Below are 18,639 nucleotides of genomic sequence, written 5' to 3' on the forward strand. Positions count from 1 at the left end.
ACGGAATCTGGACTCAATGCCGTTTCCGGTTCGCGTCGGGGTCACCGCCGGTTTCCTTCCCCGATCGCCGCCGCCGGATCACTCACGGCCGAGCAGGGCCGGAATGCGTTCGAGGACGCCTCCCGCGAACGTGCCGTAGAGGCCGAGTGGCTCAAGGTGGACATAGCCGATGTGGCAGTCGCACGTGCCGAGGGGGCACGGGCGCGGCGCGAGGGCGTCCCTGAACGAGCCGTCGTAGAGGTTGCCCAGCACCGCCGGGACGAAATGGCAGCGGCGCACCGTGCCGTCACCGTCGACGGACACGACGGTCTCGCCCGTGCGGCACGCGAGGCCGCGGCTGGGATGCGGGTGCCGGCTGACCGGGAACAGGGGGTCGATGCCGGTCCAGGAGGCGGCCTCGGCGTCGTCGTAGACGCGTCCCTCGGCGGCGTTGACCCACAGGTACGTCCCGGCGGGCAGGTCGGCGCGGAGGCGCCGGGCGGCGTCGAGGTGTTCGGGCTGCCCGACGATCCCGACGCTGAACCGCACCCCGCGCGCCGCCAGGTCGCGGCATTTGCCGAGGAAGCGCTCGTAGGGCACCTGGCCGGGGTGGTAGGTCGCCCACAGCGCCAGGCGGGACAGGTCGGCGCCGGACGTCCACGACACGCGGTGGCTCAGGTTGGTCTGGATCGCGACGCGGTCGACGTGCGGGAGGTGGCTCAGGTCGGTGAGGGCGCGCCGGTACCAGGACCGGACGAGCCCCTCGCCCCACGGCGTGAACAGGACGGAGACACGATGGTCCTGGCGGGAGACCCATTCCGTGAAGCGTTCCAGCGCGGCCCGGTCGGCGCGGAGTTGTTCCGGTGTGTCGCGGCGCTTGGCGAACGGGCAGTACGGGCAGTCGTAGTCGCAACTGGCGAGCGGCCCCCGGTAGAGGATCGTTAGGTGCTCCATCACCGCGCCTCGTAGGAGGCCATCCGCGCCTGGACGCGAGGTGAGAACAGGGCGGGGCCGATGGCGTCGGAGTAGGCGAGCCCTTCCGGAGTCAGCCGCAGGGCGCCGCCGGACGTGTCCAGCCATCCGCGGTCGTCGAACGACTTGAGGTCGGCGGGGAAGTCGTCCAGCGGATCGGTGCCGAAGCGCGCGCGGTAGTCGGTCCGGTCGAGGCCGGACGCCTGCAGGAGCGATTGGACGAGGTGCCGTCGGCGGCGTTCATCGTCGTCCAGTTCGAGGCCCACACGCGCTGTCGTGAAGTCGTCCTCGCGCACATAGTCGTCGATGATGGATCGCACCTGGCTCGCCCCGACCGCGTACTCGAACGAGTAATGGAGGCGGGACGTGTAGGAGCGGGCACCGCAGCCCAGGCCCACCATGCCGTCGGTCTGGCAGCAGTACTCGGTGCCGTTGGCCGTGTCGCCGGGAAGGCGGAACATCCGCATCGACACCTGCTCATAGCCTTGGGACAGGAGATGGTCCCGGCCGATCCGGTAGAGGGTGAGGCGCTGGTCGTCCCAGTCTTGCGCACGGCGTCCGAGGCCGGTCAGCGGACGGACGTAGAGGGGGTAGAGGTAGATCTCCTCGGGGTTCCAGGCAAGCGCGGCGTTCAGGGAGTGCACCCATGTCACGGGTGTCTGGCCGTCAATGCCGTAGATGAGGTCGATGTTGAGGGTCGGGAAGCCCACCGCACGGATACGGTCCAGCGCCGCCTCGACTTCGGCGCGTTTCTGGGGGCGGACGGCCGCGCGTGCCTCGTCGTCCAGGAAACTCTGCACGCCGATGGAGATCCGGGTCGTTCCGTGTTCGGCGAGGACGGTGAGGCGGTCGGTGGTGGCCGTCGCCGGGGAGGTCTCCACGCCCAGGGGAGTCGCGCCGAATCCTGGGAACCGTCCCGCGATGGCGCAGAGCCGTTCCAGTTCAGGCGCGGTGAGGTAGGTCGGTGTGCCGCCGCCGAACGCCGACGTGGCGAACGAGGCATCACTGCCGAGCGCGTCCAGGACGGCGGTGGCCTGCCGGTCGAGTGCGTCCAGGTAGGCGCCGGTCAACTCTTCGGGGGCGCCAGTGCGGGTGAACAGATTGCAGAAGCCGCACCGCATCTCACAGAACGGCACGTGGAGGTAGAGGAAGAGCGTGTCGATCGCCTCCCCCGCCCATACGTCGCGCAGGAGCGGTGGCGGGTCCAGCGGCCGGTAGGCGGTCTTGTGCGGATAGGCGTACACGTACCCCTGGTAGGGCGTCATGACAGAACGAACTCCCCATACGGAACGGTCCACACGACTTCGTGGCCGATGCGGTGCCCGGTGTGGCCCTCCTCTCCGTACGCCGTCCCGTGGTCGGAGCAGACGATGACGAAGCAGGGACGGCGCATCAGGTCGAACAGCCGGCCGATGTGTGCGTCGACATGCCGGAGCGCTGCGGCATGGCTGGCGCGCGTGTCTCCGTCCGAGGGCGTCGCGCCGTCCAGGTAGAACCAGTTGGGCTGGTGCAAGGACGCGACGTTCACCAGCAGGAACAGGCGCCGGTCGGCGGGCAGGCGTGCCACGATCTCGGCGACGCGGTCGATCTGGTTGGGCAGCGACTCCGCGTCGGTCACTCCGAACTCGCGCTCCCAGTGACTCTCGGCGAACAGCGACGGGAGCGCGGATCCGAGGGGCGTCAGCTTGTTGAAGAACCCGACACCGCCCACGCAGACCGTGTGGTACCCGTCGGCGGCGAGCCCCGAGGGAAGGTCGGGGGCGTCGAACGTCCACGTCCCGCGGGTGGTCGTCTCGCTGCCCGGGAACGCGCCGGCGAAGAGCCGTGGATGCGGCCCAGGCGACGCGGGCGTCGGCAGGAAGCCCGCCAGCATCGCGGCGTGCGCGGCGTAGGTGAAGCTCCCCGGCGTGTGGCGGCGCTCCCACCGGCCATCTGGAAGCAGCCCGGCGAGGGTGGGCGTCTCCCCAGCCGCGGCCAGTTCAGCGGCCACGTCGTAGCGGAGCGTGTCGAGCGTCACCAGCAGCAGGTCGTGGCTGCCGACGACCGCGTTCATGTCGCGCACGCACCGCTCCCCGCTAGGACGGCCCTGACCTGGGCGGTATAGGTGTCGGCGCCTTCGGCGGAGCCGCCGGGCAGGCCGGTGACACGCGGCAGCAGATCACCGAACGCGTTCACCTCGGCGACCGCGAACCGCTTCAGCCCCATGCCGATGAGCAGGTCGACGCCGACCATCAGGCTGCCCGGGAAACAGGCGGCGGCCCGCGCGCACACGTCCAGCGCCCGTTTCCAGCCGTCCTCGCCAAGCGCCCGCTGCACCGTGCCCAGGTCTCCCCTGACACCGCCCAGATGCAGGTTGGTCATGGGATGGCGGCTCGTCCGGACGACCGCGTGCGTGGGTTCACCGCCGATGACGACGACGCGCAGGTCGAACGCCCGCCCTCCGGCCATGGCCTTCGGCAGCCACCGCTCCACGTGCAGGCCGCCGGGCGCGAGCGCGTCGATGAGCGCCGCGACCTCGTCCTCGGTCTCGTACGCGCGGACGCGCAGCGAGTTGAGCAGGCCGTCCGGCGTCCTCGCCGCCGACGTGACGGCCCGCACCCGGCCGGGGGCGGTCTGCAGCGCGACGACCCCGGCCCCGGACGAGCCGTGCGCCGGTTTGACGAACACCCGCCGCTCCCTCGCCTCGTCCATCCGCGCACGAAGCACCGTATAGCCATCGACATCCGGCAGAGCGGGCGGGACGGGGACGCCCGCCGCCAGCATCCGCGCATGCGAGAGCCGCTTGTCGAACATGATCCCGATCTCCTCGGTGTCGCCGAGGAGCCGCGCCCCGGAGGCCGAGGCCGCGGCCGCCAGACGTCGCAGCGCCGCCGTGAACGTCCGGTGCCAGCGTGCGCCGCCGCCCACGCGGGCGGGGTGGCCGGGGCCGCGCAGCAGCGCGTCCGCCTCACGGTCCTCGCCCGGCGAGTCGATCCGGAGAAGTTCCCCCGGCTCAAGGACGATCTCGGCGCCGCGCAGTACGTCCGTCCAGGGCACCAGACGCGGCTCGGGCAGCCCGCACGACCGGCACGCCGCCGCGAACAGCTCGGGACGCCGGTCACCGGGTGTCCCCACCACGACGAACGTCATTGCGGCCCTGCGTTCATGCCGCGCGCCCGGCCCTGTGGCGGCGTTCGGGACGGACGGCAGAACGCTCCGCCTCGTGTGTCATTCCGTCACCGCGGGGCGGAACTCGTCGCCTCCCGGCTCTCCCTGCTCGCCCAGGTCGATTTCGACGCCGGGAAGTGCCGCTCTCACACGCTCCATCATCGCGCCGGACAGGAAGTGGTGATGCAGGTCCAGATTGCGCAGGTGCGTGAGCGGCTGACCGGACAGCAGCGCCTCCGCACCCTGGTCGGTGAGGGTGCCCATGGCCAGGCTCAGCGACTCCAGCCGCGCCACGACCGGCGCGCCCGCCACCGCCGCGGCGACCTCGTCCTGAATCTCGGAGTCCTCCAGGCCCAGGTGACGCAGCGCGGGCAGCCGCTCCCCGGACAGGATCGGCCCGAGGTCGGCCACCGTCGTATCGCCGCCGTAGTCCTCCACACCGAGCCACAGATCCAGTCGCTCAAGGTTCGGCAGCTCGCTCGCCCCCACGGCCTGGACGACCCGCGCGGGCAGCCCGCCCGACTCGACCCGCAGTACCTTCAGGGTCTCGCTTTTGATCGGATCGAGCGCGAGACCCTGTGCTCCGCGTACCCCCAGGCGCTCCAGGTCGGGAAACGCGGCCAGCAGGGGCGAGATGTCGGAGTGCTCGATCCAGGAGATCTCCGCCTCCTCCCAGGTGACGTCGCCGACGAACAGCGACCGCACGCTCGGGAGGGACCCGGCGGCCTCCACCAGCAGCGCGACCGGGTCGGAGGTGTGCGTGTCGTACTCACCGCCCCAGTGGCCGATGATCAGCGCCGTGATCCCGGTGGTGTCGACCGCCCGGACGAACCGCGCGAAGACGTCGCTGAACGGCTCCTCGTCGAATTCGGTCCCGACGTGCCAGGCGACCTCGGCCGCGGGCGGGAGCTCGTCGTCCGGCCCCGTCTCGTGGTTGAACCTGAACACCGGCAGGCCGGCATATTCCTCAAGATGCTGTCGGACGCCCATGGGTCCCTTTCACAAGATCGTCGGCGAGATGTCCTGCCAGAGACGCACGGCGGACCGCCCGGGTTCCCGGCCTCACTCCGTCACCGCCGCGAAGAGCCACTCGGGGTTGGGTTCGTCCTGTTCGCTCAGGTCGACCTCGACGCCGGGATGAGCCGCCTTGACCCGCTCGACCATCGCGTCGGACAGGAAATGGTGGTGCAGGTCGAGCTTGCGCAGGTGGGTGAGCGGCTGACCGGACAGCAGCGCCTCCGCACCGCGGTCGGTGAGGGTGCCCATGGCCAGGCTCAGCGACTCCAGCCGCGCCACGACCGGCGCGCCCGCGACCGCCGCCGCGATCTCGTCCTGGGTCTCGGAGTCCTCCAGGCCGAGATGACGCAGCGCGGGCAGCCGCTCGCCACCGAGCAGCGGAGCGAGGTCGGCCACGGTCGCGTCGCCGCCGTACCATTCGCTCCCGAGCCACAGGTCGAGGTGCGTCAGGTTCGGCAGCTCGCTCGCCGCCACGGCCTGGACGATCCGGGCGGGCAGCCCGCCCGACTCGAACCGCAGCACCTTCAGGCGCTCGCTCCTGATCGGGGCCAGCTCCAGATCCGCCGCACCGCGGACCTCGAACCGCTCCAGGCCGGGGAACGCGGTGAACAGCGGCGAGATATCCGAATGGTCGATCACGGAGATCATCAGTTCCTCGTAGACGATGTCTCCGAGGAACAGCGCCCGCAGCTTCGGGAAGGACGCGGCGGCCTCCGTCAGCGCCTCGACCGGGTCGGCGTCGTCCCAGTAGCCGATGATCAACGCTGTGATCTCGGTGGTGTCGACCGCCTCCAGGAACCGCGCGAAGACGTCGCCGAACGAATCCCGGCCGTCGGGCGCCCCGACGTACCAGGCGGTCCCGGCGGCGGGCGGGAGTTCGTCGTCCGGCCCCGTCCCATCGTTGAACCGGAACACCGGCAACCCGGCGTACCCCTCAAGATGCCGGCCGGCGGACTCCTCAAGATGCTGATAGATGTCCATGGGTCCTCGTCGCGGACTCGGTCGTGCCATGCCCCGTCAGGGGCGGGAGGGCCGGCGTCCGCACTCCCCTCGTCATTCCGTCACCGACGCGTAGAACCAGTCGCCGTCCGGCTCTTCCTGTTCGTTCAGGTCGACCTCGACGCCGGAGAGCGTCGTCCTCACCCGCTCCATCATCGCGTCGGAGAGGTAGTGGTGGTGCAGGTCGAGCTTGCGCAGGTGGGTGAGCGGCTGGCCTGACAGCAGCGCCTCCGCACCGCGGTCGGTGAGGGTGCCCATGGCCAGGCTCAGCGACTCCAGCCGCGCCACGACCGGCGCGCCCGCCACCGCCGCCGCGATCTCGTCCTGGGTCTCGGAGTCCTCCAGGCCGAGATGACGCAGTACGGGCAGCCGCTCTCCGGACAAGATCGGCCCCAGGTCGGCGACCGTCGCGTCACCGCCGTAGTTCTCCACCCCGAGCCACAGGTCGAGATGCCTCAGATTCGGCAGCTCGCTCGCGCCCACGGCCTGGACGACGCCCGCCGGCAGCCCGCCCGACTCGAACCGCAGCACCGTGAGGGTCTCGCTCTTGATCGGTGCGAGGACGAGGCCCCCCGCACCGCGGATCTCGAAGCGCTCCAGGCCGGGGAAGGCGGCGAACAGCGGCGAGATGTCGGAGTGCTCGATCCAGGAGATCTCCGACTCCTCGCCGGTGATGTCGCCGAGGAACAGCGCCCGCAGCTTCGGGAAGGACGCGGCGGCCTCCGACAGCAGCTTCACCGGGTCGGCGGCTTCCGTGTCGTAGGAGGCGCCCCAGTAGCCGATGATCAGCGCCGTGATCTCGGCGGTGTCCACCGCCTCGACGAACCGCGCGAACACGTCGCCGAACGGCTCCTCGTCGAAGGACGTCGCGACGTACCAGGCCGACCCGGCGGCGGGCGGGAGTTCGTCGTCCGGTTCCGTCTCCTCGTTGAACCGGAACACCGGCAGGCCGAAGTACTCGTCAAGATGCTCATAAACGCCCATAGGTCCCCTTCGTGGGTCTGTTGGGGAAGATTCCTATCAGGTGCGGAGGACAGAACGCGGGCGTTTCGCGATCGGCGCGGGACGCCGCCGGGCCCCGGCCCGCCACGGCCGCCGGTCACCGAAGGTGATGTCGCGCACACCCGCGCCGCCATGCGCTGACCTGGCCGCGGACGCGTATAACGGCCAGGTGACGGACACGTGGCAAAGCATCGACGGGACTGCCTCAGATGGGTGAAACCAGACGAGCCGGACCTCTAGAGTGAATCGAACTCGGGGCCCTCTCGCGGGGGCCCCTTGCCCTGCCTGCATGATCAGAGGTCCCCGAACATGAACGACCACGAGGTGCACGAGGAGTGCCTGCGGCTCCTCCAGGACGGCATGCCCGTCCCCGCTCCCGCCGCCTTCGAGGCGGGACGGGACTTCCTTCCGCTGGGGCTCGACATGGACGGCGACGTCGCCGTCGTCACGTTCCTGCACCAGTGGGACGACACCGCCGCCGCGTTCATCGAAGGCTGGACGTTCCATCGCCGCGACGGCGAGTGGCGTGAGCTGGGCGGCGCCGGCGGCTCGGCCCCCGACGAGCCCCTCGCCCGGCGCTCGTCCGGAGAGATGGGCCGCCACCTGCTGAAGTACGGCTCGGGACGGACGGTCCGCAACTCCAACCGGCTGCTGCCCTGGGGCGCCAAGTGGGTGAACGAGGCCCGGCTCCGGGCGTCGGCGGAGGTCACCCGGGTGCGGGTCGGCAAGCGGATCCTGGACGTCCCCGCGCACGGGCATGTCGCCGTGGTGTGGGGCGCCCGGCGGGGACCGGTCATCGAGGCCCTCGCCGCGGACGGTTCGGTGCTGGACGCCCTGGACCTCGACCGCCCGGCCGTCCCGGCACGGGCCCAGCGCGCCGATATTTGACCGTTCGTTCTGGAACGGTCTAACGTCCTGTCCATGGCACGGACGAAGGAGTTCGACCCGGACGCCGCCCTGCAGCGTGCGCTCGAGCTGTTCTGGGAGCGGGGGTACGAGGCGACCTCCATGGCCGACCTCGTGGCGCATCTCGGCGTCGCCCGCGCCAGCATCTACGCGACGTTCGGCGGCAAGCACGAGCTGTACATCAAGGCCCTCGACCGCTATCTCCGGACCACCGACCCGAAGATCGCCGAGGCGCTGTCGCAGCCCGGTCCCGTCCTGCCGGCGGTGCGGGCGCTGATCGAGCGCTATGCGGCGGAGGCGGCGCACGACCGGCCGCGGCGCGGCTGCATGGTGGTCAACACCGCGGTCGAACTCGCCCCCGGGGACACCGAGGCGGCCCGCCTGGTGGAGGCGAGCTGGGGCTTTCTGGAGGCGTCCCTCACCTCGGCGCTGACCCGCGCCCAAGCCCAGGGCGAGCTGCCCCGGGACAGGGACCCGCGGGGACTGGCGCGTCTCCTGCTCGTCCTCTTCCAGGGCATGCGGGTCCTGGGCCGCGGACCCGCCGACGACGGCCGGCTCGGGGACGCCACGCGCCAGGCCCTGACCCTCTTCGACTGACCGTTCCTCGCCCCGCCCGCCGGGCGGGGCTCTTTACGGCCCCAATTCAAGAACGATCGATCCAAATACAAGGGAGACACTCATGATGTTCGACGGCAGGGTCGCCCTCATCACCGGCGGCGCGGGCGGCATCGGCCGCGCCACCGCGCACGCCTTCGCACGCGAAGGCGCCACGGTCGTCCTCGCCGGACGCGACGTGACCGCGCTGGCCGACGCCGTCAAGGAGATCGGCTCCGGCAGAGCCGACCAGGTCGTCGCCGACGTGACCGACGCCTCGTCCGCGGCCCAGATGGTCGAGACCATGGTGGCGCGCCACGGCGGCCTGGACATCGCGGTCAACAACGCCGGTGTCCTCGGCATGGTCGCGCCACGACCTCGTCATCGACGGCGCCGCCACCGCCTGACGACGCTTTCCGGGCCGGTCCCCCGGGCACACTCAGTCCATGGCCCTCACGCCCGACTACGACTCCGACCCGGAGCGCTTCCGCCTCGCCGGCCGGGTCACCCGGCGGTATCTGATCGGGGCGCGGAGCCTGCACGACCACGTCGCCTCGAAGCTGCTGGGCGACGGGGCGTCCCGCGTCCTGGACATCGGCTGCGGGGAGGGCGCCCTCAGCGACGCCCTCCCCCACCCGCCGCCGTTCCGGCTGGTGGGCCTGGACGCGTCCGCCACGCTTCTGCACGCCCATCCGGGGCCGCGGGTGCGGGCCGACGCGACGCGGCTGCCGTTCCGGGACGGGACGTTCGACGCCGCCGTGTCCGTGAACATGCTCTACCACCTGGACGATCCCCGGCTCGCGCTCCGCGAGGCCCGCCGCGTACTGGTCCCCGGCGGCCTGCTGCTCGCCTCGGCGATCTGCCGGGACGACAGCCCGGAACTGGCGCCCGTCTGGCGGCCCGAATCCACCCCGTTCGACGCCGAGGAGGCCCCCGCCCGCGTCTGCGAGGTCTTCGGCGAGGTCGAGGTGGAGCGCTGGGACGCGCCGCTGATCACACTTCCCGACCGCGGCGCCGTCCGCGACTACCTGATCGCCCGCCGCATGCCCCGCACCGAGGCCGCCGAGGCCGCCGGCAGACTCCGCACGCCTCTGCCCGTCACGAAGCGCGGCAGCCTGGTCCTCGCCCGCCGCTAGAGCCAGCCGCGGTCGCGGGCGGCCTGTGCGGCGGCGTGGCGGTTGTCGGCGCCGAGTTTGGTGACGGCGGACGACAGGTAGTTGCGTACGGTCCCCTCCGACAGGCCCAGGCCGCGGGCGATGCGGGAGACCGGGGCGCCGTCGGCGGCGGCGCGCAGCGTGTCGAGTTCGCGCGGGGTGAGGGGGCAGTCCTCGGCGGCGAGGGCGTCGGCGGCGAGCTGCGGGTCGATGTACCGGGCCCCGGCGGCGACCTGCCGGATGACCTGGGCGAGCTGCGCGCCGGGCGCGTCCTTGCCGAGGAAGCCGCGGACGCCGGCGGCCATCGCGCGGCGCAGGTTGCCGGGACGGCCGTGCGCGGTCACGATCACCAGGCGGCAGCCGGGCAGGTCGCGGGAGAGCCGTTCGGCGGCGGCGAGACCGTCCAGCCCGGGCATGTCGATGTCGAGGACGGCCACGTCCGGCTTGAGGGCGAGCGCGCGGTCGACGGCCTCGTCGCCGCGGCCGACGTCGGCGGCGACCTCGATGCCGTCCTCGGTCTCCAGCAGCAGGACGAGCGCCTCCCTGATCAGCAGGTGGTCGTCGGCCAGCAGCACGCGGATCATGCCTCTCCCTCCGCCGGGGCGGGTTCCGCCGGGACGGCGGCCGCCACCCGGAACGTCCCGTCTCCGACCGGGCCCGCCGCGAACTCGCCGCCCGCCGCGGCGATCCGCTCGGCGAGGCCCGCGAGGCCGCTGCCGGCGTCCCCGGCGGCGCGGCGGGCGGCGCCGTCGTTGACGATCTCCACGTGGACGTGGCCGGCGTCCGCCCGGACGGTGATCTCGCACCAGGTGGCGCTGGAGTGCCGCAGCACGTTGGTGGCGGCCTCCCGGGCGACCCAGCCGAGCGGCTCGTGGACGTGGGCGGGCAGCTCCGGCGACACCTCGGGGCGCTCGCAGCGGAGCCCAGCGGCGCGCAGCACGGCCGACATTCCGTCCAGTTCGGTGCGCAGGGACGTGGCACGGTACCCCCGGACGACCTCGCGCACGTCCCGGACCGCGTCCCGCGCCATCGTCTGGATCTCGGTCAGCTCCTTGCGGACCCGCCCGTCGTCGCGTTCCAGGAAGCGTTCGGCGACCTCGGCGCGCAGCGCGACCGCCTGGAGGCTGTGGCCGAGGACGTCGTGCAGGTCGCGGGCGAACCGGAGCCGCTCCTCCCCCACCGCGGACCGGGCCAGCTCGGCGCGTGCCTCCCGGAGTTCCTGGACGATGTGAAACAGCCAAACCGTGACGTATCCGGAGAACGCGGCGAGCGGTATGGCCGCCACCTCGTACAGGACGGTCAGCGCGGGCAGCCCGAGAACCACGCCGTAGACGGGGGTCAGGACGGTCGCCGCCGCCGTCGCCGTGATCGCCTCGCGCACGGGCAGGACCACGGCGATCAGCCCGGCCGGGACCAGGAGCGCGTTGCCCCAGCCCTGGCCGATGCCGAACAGCGGCGGCATCGCCCAGCAGATCAGCGTGATCGCCGCGAGCCCGAACCGGTGGCCGGGCGCGGTGCGGCGCATCAGGTTCTGCCACAGGAGCCGGGCGTACAGGGCGAACGCGGCGGCGACACCGGTGGCGGCGAGGATCAGCCGCCCGGCGTCCTGCCGGTTGAACACCTCGTACCAGAGTGCGGGCAGCAGGAGCCCCGACAGCGTCATCATCGTCATTCCCACGAGGATCGCGGCGATGACGGTGGGACGCGGGATGCTGGGCTGCACGCGCCCAGCGTATGCGGCCGTCAAGGGGGCGCGCGGCGGTCAGGCGGCGCGGAGGCGGGCGGCGGCGCGGCCCGTGCCGTCGTCTTGAATCTGGAGGCGGCCGTCGTCCAGGACCCCGACGCGGTCGGCCCGGCACGCCTCGCCCGGGTCGCGGGTCGTGAGCACCACGCTGACCCCGTGGGCGGCCAGCATCAGCAGGACGGACCACGTCTCGCGGGCGTCGGCCTCGCCGAGCCCGGCGGTGGGCTCGTCGAGGAAGAGCACGTCCGACCGTCCGACGAGGGCCAGCGCCAGGTCGAGCATGCGCCGCCGTCCCGCCGTCAGCCGCTCGAACGGGACGTCGGCGACGTCGGTGAGACGGGCGAGGCGCAGGGCCTCGGCGCGGGTGAGCGGGTCGAGCGTCCAGCGCCGCCACGTGTCGACGATCTCGGCGACGGTCAGGCCGGGGAACAGGCCGCCGTCGCGCCAGACGGCCCCCGCCCGCGCGGTGCCGCGGTCGGTGTAGGGGTCGGCGCCGCGGAGGCGGACCGACCCGCCGGTCGGACGCCGCAGGCCGGCGAGGATCTCCAGCAGTGTCGTCTTGCCCGACCCGTAGCGCCCGAGCAGCGCGTAGACCTCCCCTTCGGCAACGGTGAACGAGACGTTCCGCACGGCCTCGTTCAGGTCCAGGTCGCGTACCTCGATCACAGGTGCCTTCATGATGTCCATGCTCGCCGCGCCCGGCGCGGACGTGCAGTCACAGGCATCAGGAAACGACCGTGAGGATCGCAGGGGTGACCCATGACAGATGTCATGGTTCGGCGATGGCCCATCCGGCCGGGGGGACGGTGACGCCCTTCTCTGAGAAGGCCGCCTCACCTGCCACGCACGTCCAGTCGGCGTCGGGCAGATCCACCTTGGCGGGCTCGTCGTCCAGGTTCAGGACGACCGCGAGCCGCTCTGTGCCGTGGCCCACTGTGTAGGAGAGTGCCGTATTGGTCAAGGTGTCCACGGTGGTGTGGGCGTGGACAAGCCATGGATGGCGTCGTCTAAGGCCGATCAGCTCTTGATGGAGCCTGTGGTGACCCTCGCCATGGCCGGGCGTCTCGTCGGGGCTTTCCGGGAAGGCGGGCCGTATGGCGTCGTCGCCTCCCTCCCGTTCTTCCTTGACGCCGTGGAAGCCGAACTCGTCCCCGGCGTAGATGGACGGGACGCCGCCGATCGTCAGCAGGACGACGAGCGCATGGGCGGTCTGCCGCTCGTCGTCCAGGCGGGTCGCTATCCGTGTCACGTCGTGGTTGCCCAGGAACGTCTGCGGCGTGAACGTGTCGAGCATCTCGTCGTGCCGGCCGAGGGCGTGGGCCAGTTCGAAGAAGTTGTGATCGTTCAGGGCGCTCCAGATCGCCTTCCAGAGCTCGTACTGGGTGACCGAGTCGAATCCGCTCTGTTCCACCAGGGCCGCGTAGTCGCCGTGGATGACCTCGCCGACGAACCAGGCCTCGGGGAAGCGCGCGCGGACGCGGTCGATGACCGTCCGCCAGAACTCCGGCGGGACGGCGTAGGCGGCGTCGAGACGCCAGCCGTCTATCCCCCGCTCCAGCCAGTGGGTCATGACGTCGGTGACGTAGTCGGCGACCTCCGGTTCGGCATGGTTCAGCGTGACGAGACGGTCGTGCCCCTCGAACGTGTGCAGTTCAGGGTGGAACCACTTCCTGTACGGGGACTCATCGCCCTTGGCTTCGACATCGGCGAACGGCGCGAAGCTCCGTCCGACATGGTTGAAGACGCCATCGAGCAGGACACGGACCCCCTTCTGCGACGCCTCGTCGATGAGCCGTTGCAGGTCGTCCTCGCCGCCGAGCCTGGGATCGACGCGGTAGTGGTCGACGGTGTCGTAGCCATGGGTCTCGGACGCGAACACCGGACCGAGCGCGAGCCCGTTGCAGCCGAGCCCGACGACATGGTCGAGCCAGCCGTTGAGCCGCCCCAGCCGAGGCTTCGGGAACGTCCCGTCCGGTACCGCCCCGACGAATCCGAGGGGATAGGCATGCCACCAGATGGCGTGATCGGGCCAGCGCATGCGCCTTCCCCTACCCGGAATGCGCGCGGCTACGGTCACGCGCGCACGAGCGTCTCCGGATTCAGCTCGCCCGGCCGGGTGACGCCCGCGAGGGCCATGGTCAGTTCCAGTTCGGCCTGGAGGCAGCGAAGGACGTGCTGGACGCCCGCCTGGCCGCCCAGCGCCAGCCCGTACGCGTACGGGCGCGCGACCAGCACCGCCTTGGCGCCGAGCGCGAGAGCCTTGGCGACGTCCGCTCCCGTGCGGATCCCGCTGTCGAAGAGCACGGCCGCCTGGTCGCGGACGGCGTCGACCACACCGGGCAGCGCGTCCAGCGAGGCGATGGCCCCGTCCACCTGGCGCCCGCCATGGTTGGAGACGATGACGCCGTCCATGCCCGCGTCCACGGCCTGGCGGGCGTCGTCGGGGTGCTGGATGCCCTTGAGCGCGATGGGCCCGTCCCAGTGGTCCCGCAGGAAGATCAGGTCGTCCCAGGTGAGGCGGGGGTTACCGAAGTTCGCGACCCAGTGGAGGATCGCCATGTCACGGTTGGCGTCGGTGACGGGCCCGCCGACCGCCTTCTGGAAGACCGGGTCACTGAAATAGTTCGCGACCCCGATACCGCGCAGGAACGGCAGGTACGCCTGGTCGAGGTCACGTGGACGCCACGCCAGCGTGAACGTGTCCAGGGTGACGACGAGGGCCGTGTAACCCACCGCCTTGGCCCGCTCCAGGAAACTGACGGCCAGTTCCCGGTCCTTCGGCCAGTACAGCTGATACCAGCGGGGCCCGTCGCCGTTCGCCTCCGCCACGTCCTCGATGGTGTACGACGACGCCGTACTCAGCACCATCGGCAGGCCCTCGGCAGCCGCCGCCCGCGCGACGGCCAGCTCACCGTCCGGATGGAAGATCGACTGGACGCCGATGGGCGCGAGCAGGACCGGGGACGGCATCGCGGTGCCCAGAACGTCCACCGACAGGTCGCGGTCGGCCACGTCCCTGAGCATCCTCGGCACGATCCGCCACCGCTCGAACGCCGCCCGGTTCGCCCGCGCGGTCGACTCGCTGCCCGCCGACCCCGCCACATACCCGAACGCCTGCGCCGACAGCGACCGCTCGGCGAGACCCTCCAGCTTCGTCAGGTCCGTGGGCAGCGCGGGCAGAACGTCGCCGAGCCCCTGCAGATAGATCGAGTTCTGATGATCGGCCAGCGCGCTCAAAGGAAACCTCCGCCTGCGGGATGGAAGCCACTCTGCCAGGTCCGCGGAGGTGACGGAAAGACATCGATCCGCCAAGTCGGACGCCGTACCCGGTGGGGCGGGCACAAGCTGTCCTTGGGACCGGCCACAATGTGGGGCATGGCACGACGCGGATCCCCAGCCCCTCCACCGCCGGACTTCGAAGAGAACATCGTCGACGTCGATGTCTCCGAGGAGATGCGCGGCAGCTTCCTTGAGTACGCCTACTCGGTCATCTACCAGCGGGCGCTTCCCGACGCGCGCGACGGGATGAAGCCCGTCCAGCGCCGGATCCTGTACTCGATGAACGAGATGGGGCTCCGCCCCGACCGCGGGCACGTCAAATGCGCCCGCGTCGTCGGCGAGGTCATGGGCAAGCTGCACCCGCACGGCGACAGCGCCATCTACGACGCGATGGTGCGGATGGCGCAGTCGTGGGCGATGCGGATGCCGCTCGTCGACGGGCACGGCAACTTCGGCTCGCTCGGCGGCGACGACCTGCCCGCCGCCATGCGGTACACCGAGGCCCGGCTGTCCCGCGCGGCGATGCTCATGGTCGCCTCCATCGACGAGGACACGGTCGACTTCCGCCCCAACTACGACGGGCAGGAGACCGAGCCGGAGGTCCTGCCCGCCGCGTTCCCGAACCTGCTGGTCAACGGCGCGTCCGGGATCGCGGTCGGGATGGCGACGAACATGGCGCCGCACAACCTCGGCGAGGTCATCGCCGCGGCCCGGCACCTGATCGACAACCCCGACGCGTCCCTCGACGACCTGATGCGCTTCGTCCCCGGGCCCGACCTGCCCACCGGCGGCAAGATCGTCGGCCTGGACGGCATCCGCGACGCCTACGAGCGGGGCCGGGGCACGTTCCGCACCCGCGCCACCACGTCCATCGAGAACGTCACGCCCCGCCGCAAGGGCATCGTCGTCAGCGAACTCCCCTACGCCGTCGGCCCGGAGCGCGTCAAAGCCAAGATCAAGGAACTGGTCAACGCCAAGAAGATCCAGGGAATCTCCGACCTGAAGGACCTCACCGACCGCAACGTCGGCCTCCGCCTGGTCATCGAGATCAAGAACGGCTTCCACCCCGAAGCCGTCCTGGCCGACCTCTACCGGCTCACCCCGATGGAGGAGACGTTCGGCATCAACAACGTCGCCCTCGTCGACGGCCAGCCCCGCACCCTCGGCCTCCGCGACATGCTGCAGGTCTACGTCGACCACCGCATCGACGTCGTCCGCCGCCGCTCGATGCACCGCCGCAAGAAGCGCGAGGACCGCCTGCACCTCGTGGACGGCCTCCTCGTCGCCCTGCTCAACATCGACGAGGTCATCCAGGTCATCCGGCAGAGCGACGACGCCGCCCAGGCCAAGCAGCGCCTCATGCAGATCTTCGAGCTCTCCGAGATCCAGGCGCAGTACATCCTGGACACCCCGCTCCGCCGCCTCACCCGCTACGACCGGCTGGAGCTGGAGAAGGAGAAGGAGCAGCTCGCCAAGGAGATCGCCAGGCTGACCGCGATCCTCGAGTCGGAGAAGAAGCTCCGCGGCGTCGTCTCCAAGGAACTCGGCGAGGTCGCCAAGGAGTTCTCCACGCCGCGCCGGACGATCCTCCTGGAATCCTCCGGCCACACCGCCGCCGCGGCCGTCCCCCTCGAAGTGGCCGACGACCCCTGCACGGTGCTGCTCTCGTCGACCGGCCTCATGGCCCGCACCCACGACGCGTCTCCGCTGCCCGACAGCGGCCCCCGCGCGAATCACGACGTGCTGACCTCGGTCGTCCCCGCCTCGGCCCGGGGCCAGGTCGGGGCGGTGACGTCACTGGGCCGGATGATCCGCATCGAGGTCATCGACCTGCCGACGCTGCCCTCCACGTCCACGCCCCCGTCCCTGGCGGGCGGCGCCCCGGTCACCGAGTACGTCGACCTCGAACCGGACGAAACAGTCGTGGCCATAGCCGCCGTCTCCGAAGAGGGCGGCGGGCTCGCCCTGGGCACGGCCCACGGCGTGGTCAAACGGGTGGTCCCCGACTTCCCGGCCAACCGCGACGAGTTCGAGGTCATCACCCTCAAGGACGACGACCGCGTCATCGGGGCCGTCCAGCTGCTCTCCGAAGACCAGCACGTCGTCTTCATCACCACCGACGCGCAACTCCTGCACTTCGCCGCCTCCATCGTCCGCCCCCAGGGCCGCGCCGCCGGCGGGATGGCGGGCATCAAACTCGCCCCCGACGCCCGCGCCCTGTGGTTCGGCGCCATCGACCCGGCCCGCGAGGCCCGCGTGATCACGGTGTCGGGCTCGTCCTCGGCCCTGCCCGGCACCCAGACCGGCGCGATCAAACTCGCCGACTTCGCCGACTTCCCGTCCAAGGGCCGCGCAACGGGCGGCGTCCGCGCCCACCGATTCCTCAAGGGCGAGGACGTCCTCCTCCAAGCCTGGGCGGCCCCGACACCCCTGCGCGCCTCGGCCGCCAACGGAAAACCGGCCATGCTCAACGTCGCCATGGGCCGCCGAGACGGCTCCGGCGAGAAACTCGACAAGCCCATCGTCTCCATCAGCGGCCCCTTGGGCGAGCCTCCTCCGGAGGAGAACACCACCGAGGAATGATCAAAGGTCCCGGGCCGCACCCGCGTCCCGGGACCCGCTCACCACTTCCGACCGACGTCGGCCAAATCGCCTTGTACCGTATTTCCCACGATTGTCCCGGCCGGATGACCGCCAGATGATTTTTTCCTACATAGGGGGAAACCATGCGGCACCTCATATCGGCCATTGCGGCGATAAGCACATTGCTCGCACTCGGCGCCTGCAATGCGGAGACCGGGTCGCCCACCGCGGCGTCCCCGACGAACGCGGTGGCGAGCGCGGCGCCTTCCACCGCGAGCGCCACGGCCGAACCCACCCCGTCGGTCGCCACGCGCACCGTCACGGAGACCCGCAAGATCCCGTACAAGACGAGAAGGGTGAACGACCCGACCCTCGCCAAGGGCAGGACCAAGGTGAAGAGGCGCGGCGTCCCAGGCGTCAGGACCCTCACCTACGAGGTGACCTCCACCGATGGCGAGGAGACGGACAAGAGGCTGCTGCGCGAGGCGGTCACGAAGAAGCCGGTCACCCGGATCATCGCGATCGGCACCGAACAGGCCAGGCGGTGCGACCCGAACTACAGCGGCGCCTGCGTGCCCATCACCAGCGACGTCGACTGTGCGGGCGGAAGCGGCGACGGCCCGGGCTATGTCCGGGGACCCGTGCGCGTGGTCGGCTCGGACATCTACGACCTGGACAGAGACGGTGACGGCACCGCCTGCGACACCTGAGCGGGCCCAGGGCCGGCACCACGGGGACGCGCCGCGACGGCGCCCGGCACCGACCTGCGACATCTAGTCCGAGGCGGCGGCGCTCGACGACGTGGCCGCAGCCTCCGACCGGGCGGAAGCGTGGCCGGCGGGTGGCGCGTCAATGTCGTGGCGCGACGCGATGAGGGCCAGGACGCCGATGCCGATCAGGGCGGGGGCGCCTCCGACGGGTTCCAGCACGGTGATCGGTATTCCGAGCGCCAGCAGGATCCAGCCGGTCTCCACCGGAATTCGTCCCGTGACGAGCACGGCCTTCCTTGTCAGCAGCCCCAGACCGAAGAAGGCGATACCACTGACCATGAACCATTCGGCGGACATGCGTGCTTTGTCGCCGGTGGCCGAGTTCCATACACCGTCCGACACCATGCCGCGCCAGAGCGAACCATCGACGACCACGCCGAATATCAGGTGCAGGACGGCGACGATGAGTATGAGACGCGGGACCCACCGGCCCACGCCGGTGACATCCCGGGGCGCAGAGGCCGTCATGACGTTCCCCCTTCTCCGGCCCGCG

The 18,639-nt window shown here is 71.2% G+C and carries 18 protein-coding genes and 1 pseudogene; 6 read left to right on the forward strand and 13 right to left on the reverse strand.

Annotated features, from left to right (window positions below):
• Positions 1-78: 78 nt before the first annotated feature.
• The 7 genes from ACGFK0_RS03300 to ACGFK0_RS03330 all read right to left on the reverse strand — a co-directional run bounded on the left by ACGFK0_RS03300 (position 79) and on the right by ACGFK0_RS03330 (position 7,098).
• Entirely contained in the window at positions 79-933 is an 855-nt protein-coding gene (locus ACGFK0_RS03300) for an STM4011 family radical SAM protein (protein ID WP_392899337.1), read from the reverse strand.
• The gene (locus ACGFK0_RS03305) at positions 933-2,216 is read right to left on the reverse strand and encodes an STM4012 family radical SAM protein (RefSeq protein ID WP_392899339.1); all 1,284 of its coding nucleotides are present in this window, start codon (positions 2,214-2,216) and stop codon (positions 933-935) included. Before ACGFK0_RS03305 ends, ACGFK0_RS03300 begins: the two co-directional genes overlap by 1 nt.
• Positions 2,213-3,004 (reverse strand): STM4013/SEN3800 family hydrolase, encoded by a 792-nt coding sequence (locus tag ACGFK0_RS03310; protein ID WP_392899605.1) that lies wholly within the window; start codon positions 3,002-3,004, stop codon positions 2,213-2,215. Before ACGFK0_RS03310 ends, ACGFK0_RS03305 begins: the two co-directional genes overlap by 4 nt.
• Complete coding sequence (locus ACGFK0_RS03315) at positions 3,001-4,080, reverse strand: STM4014 family protein (RefSeq protein WP_392899341.1); 1,080 nt, start codon at positions 4,078-4,080, stop codon at positions 3,001-3,003. The genes ACGFK0_RS03310 and ACGFK0_RS03315 overlap by 4 nt, the downstream gene beginning before the upstream one ends.
• Before the next feature lie 78 nt (positions 4,081-4,158).
• On the reverse strand, positions 4,159-5,088 hold the full coding sequence (locus ACGFK0_RS03320) for an STM4015 family protein (RefSeq protein WP_392899343.1): 930 nt from the start codon (positions 5,086-5,088) through the stop codon (positions 4,159-4,161).
• Positions 5,089-5,160: 72 nt separating this feature from the next.
• Positions 5,161-6,096: an STM4015 family protein gene (locus tag ACGFK0_RS03325; RefSeq protein WP_392899345.1), complete on the reverse strand. Its 936-nt coding sequence runs from the start codon at positions 6,094-6,096 to the stop codon at positions 5,161-5,163.
• Positions 6,097-6,168: 72 nt separating this feature from the next.
• Positions 6,169-7,098, reverse strand: coding sequence for an STM4015 family protein (locus ACGFK0_RS03330; RefSeq protein WP_392899348.1), 930 nt, complete (start codon positions 7,096-7,098; stop codon positions 6,169-6,171).
• Between the two features lie 327 nt (positions 7,099-7,425).
• Between ACGFK0_RS03330 and ACGFK0_RS03335 the strand changes: the two genes are divergently transcribed.
• The 4 genes and pseudogenes from ACGFK0_RS03335 to ACGFK0_RS03350 all read left to right on the forward strand — a co-directional run bounded on the left by ACGFK0_RS03335 (position 7,426) and on the right by ACGFK0_RS03350 (position 9,752).
• Positions 7,426-8,004 (forward strand): hypothetical protein, encoded by a 579-nt coding sequence (locus tag ACGFK0_RS03335; RefSeq protein ID WP_392899351.1) that lies wholly within the window; start codon positions 7,426-7,428, stop codon positions 8,002-8,004.
• A gap of 33 nt (positions 8,005-8,037) precedes the next feature.
• Complete coding sequence (locus ACGFK0_RS03340; RefSeq protein ID WP_392899354.1) at positions 8,038-8,619, forward strand: TetR/AcrR family transcriptional regulator; 582 nt, start codon at positions 8,038-8,040, stop codon at positions 8,617-8,619.
• 85 nt (positions 8,620-8,704) lie between these two features.
• Positions 8,705-8,917, forward strand: a pseudogene (locus tag ACGFK0_RS03345) (SDR family NAD(P)-dependent oxidoreductase); the annotation flags it as partial.
• A gap of 145 nt (positions 8,918-9,062) precedes the next feature.
• On the forward strand, positions 9,063-9,752 hold the full coding sequence (locus tag ACGFK0_RS03350) for a class I SAM-dependent methyltransferase (RefSeq protein ID WP_392899356.1): 690 nt from the start codon (positions 9,063-9,065) through the stop codon (positions 9,750-9,752).
• Here the strand turns inward: ACGFK0_RS03350 and ACGFK0_RS03355 are convergent.
• The 5 genes from ACGFK0_RS03355 to ACGFK0_RS03375 form a co-directional block, all read right to left on the reverse strand.
• Positions 9,749-10,354, reverse strand: a complete 606-nt coding sequence (locus ACGFK0_RS03355; RefSeq protein WP_392899359.1) for a response regulator — start codon at positions 10,352-10,354, stop codon at positions 9,749-9,751. The genes ACGFK0_RS03350 and ACGFK0_RS03355 overlap by 4 nt on opposite strands.
• Positions 10,351-11,493 carry a sensor histidine kinase gene (locus tag ACGFK0_RS03360; protein ID WP_392899363.1) on the reverse strand — a complete coding sequence of 381 codons (1,143 nt, stop codon included), beginning with the start codon at positions 11,491-11,493 and terminating at the stop codon, positions 10,351-10,353. Before ACGFK0_RS03360 ends, ACGFK0_RS03355 begins: the two co-directional genes overlap by 4 nt.
• Positions 11,494-11,532: 39 nt before the next feature.
• Positions 11,533-12,192, reverse strand: a complete 660-nt coding sequence (locus tag ACGFK0_RS03365; RefSeq protein WP_392899365.1) for an ATP-binding cassette domain-containing protein — start codon at positions 12,190-12,192, stop codon at positions 11,533-11,535.
• 91 nt (positions 12,193-12,283) lie between these two features.
• The gene (locus ACGFK0_RS03370; protein ID WP_392899368.1) at positions 12,284-13,552 is read right to left on the reverse strand and encodes an alpha-amylase family glycosyl hydrolase; all 1,269 of its coding nucleotides are present in this window, start codon (positions 13,550-13,552) and stop codon (positions 12,284-12,286) included.
• Between the two features lie 35 nt (positions 13,553-13,587).
• Complete coding sequence (locus tag ACGFK0_RS03375; RefSeq protein WP_392899370.1) at positions 13,588-14,751, reverse strand: lactate 2-monooxygenase; 1,164 nt, start codon at positions 14,749-14,751, stop codon at positions 13,588-13,590.
• A gap of 138 nt (positions 14,752-14,889) precedes the next feature.
• On the opposite strand from ACGFK0_RS03375, the gene ACGFK0_RS03380 reads away from it, so the two are divergent.
• Entirely contained in the window at positions 14,890-17,376 is a 2,487-nt protein-coding gene (locus ACGFK0_RS03380) for a DNA topoisomerase (ATP-hydrolyzing) subunit A (RefSeq protein ID WP_392899373.1), read from the forward strand.
• A 143-nt stretch (positions 17,377-17,519) separates the two neighbouring features.
• Positions 17,520-18,086: a G5 domain-containing protein gene (locus ACGFK0_RS03385; protein WP_392899376.1), complete on the forward strand. Its 567-nt coding sequence runs from the start codon at positions 17,520-17,522 to the stop codon at positions 18,084-18,086.
• Between the two features lie 63 nt (positions 18,087-18,149).
• Here ACGFK0_RS03385 and ACGFK0_RS03390 read toward each other — a convergent pair whose 3' ends face one another.
• A complete protein-coding gene (locus ACGFK0_RS03390; RefSeq protein ID WP_392899379.1) occupies positions 18,150-18,614 on the reverse strand; it encodes a DUF6463 family protein in 465 nt (154 codons plus the stop codon).
• Between the last annotated feature and the right edge of the window lie 25 nt (positions 18,615-18,639).

Origin of the sequence: Spirillospora sp. NPDC048823 (assembly GCF_043198445.1) — a bacterium.
In the GTDB taxonomy this organism is placed as follows: Bacteria; Actinomycetota; Actinomycetes; order Streptosporangiales; family Streptosporangiaceae; genus Spirillospora.

What these genes read in the sequence shown, in the direction of transcription:
- ACGFK0_RS03300 (WP_392899337.1), bottom strand. Translation starts at nt 933, where the DNA reads ATGGAGCACCTAACGATCCTCTACCGGGGGCCGCTCGCCAGTTGCGAC.
- ACGFK0_RS03305 (WP_392899339.1), bottom strand. Translation starts at nt 2,216, where the DNA reads ATGACGCCCTACCAGGGGTACGTGTACGCCTATCCGCACAAGACCGCC.
- ACGFK0_RS03310 (WP_392899605.1), bottom strand. Translation starts at nt 3,004, where the DNA reads ATGAACGCGGTCGTCGGCAGCCACGACCTGCTGCTGGTGACGCTCGAC.
- ACGFK0_RS03315 (WP_392899341.1), bottom strand. Translation starts at nt 4,080, where the DNA reads ATGACGTTCGTCGTGGTGGGGACACCCGGTGACCGGCGTCCCGAGCTG.
- ACGFK0_RS03320 (WP_392899343.1), bottom strand. Translation starts at nt 5,088, where the DNA reads ATGGGCGTCCGACAGCATCTTGAGGAATATGCCGGCCTGCCGGTGTTC.
- ACGFK0_RS03325 (WP_392899345.1), bottom strand. Translation starts at nt 6,096, where the DNA reads ATGGACATCTATCAGCATCTTGAGGAGTCCGCCGGCCGGCATCTTGAG.
- ACGFK0_RS03330 (WP_392899348.1), bottom strand. Translation starts at nt 7,098, where the DNA reads ATGGGCGTTTATGAGCATCTTGACGAGTACTTCGGCCTGCCGGTGTTC.
- ACGFK0_RS03335 (WP_392899351.1), top strand. Translation starts at nt 7,426, where the DNA reads ATGAACGACCACGAGGTGCACGAGGAGTGCCTGCGGCTCCTCCAGGAC.
- ACGFK0_RS03340 (WP_392899354.1), top strand. Translation starts at nt 8,038, where the DNA reads ATGGCACGGACGAAGGAGTTCGACCCGGACGCCGCCCTGCAGCGTGCG.
- ACGFK0_RS03350 (WP_392899356.1), top strand. Translation starts at nt 9,063, where the DNA reads ATGGCCCTCACGCCCGACTACGACTCCGACCCGGAGCGCTTCCGCCTC.
- ACGFK0_RS03355 (WP_392899359.1), bottom strand. Translation starts at nt 10,354, where the DNA reads ATGATCCGCGTGCTGCTGGCCGACGACCACCTGCTGATCAGGGAGGCG.
- ACGFK0_RS03365 (WP_392899365.1), bottom strand. Translation starts at nt 12,192, where the DNA reads ATGAAGGCACCTGTGATCGAGGTACGCGACCTGGACCTGAACGAGGCC.
- ACGFK0_RS03370 (WP_392899368.1), bottom strand. Translation starts at nt 13,552, where the DNA reads ATGCGCTGGCCCGATCACGCCATCTGGTGGCATGCCTATCCCCTCGGA.
- ACGFK0_RS03380 (WP_392899373.1), top strand. Translation starts at nt 14,890, where the DNA reads ATGGCACGACGCGGATCCCCAGCCCCTCCACCGCCGGACTTCGAAGAG.
- ACGFK0_RS03385 (WP_392899376.1), top strand. Translation starts at nt 17,520, where the DNA reads ATGCGGCACCTCATATCGGCCATTGCGGCGATAAGCACATTGCTCGCA.
- ACGFK0_RS03390 (WP_392899379.1), bottom strand. Translation starts at nt 18,614, where the DNA reads ATGACGGCCTCTGCGCCCCGGGATGTCACCGGCGTGGGCCGGTGGGTC.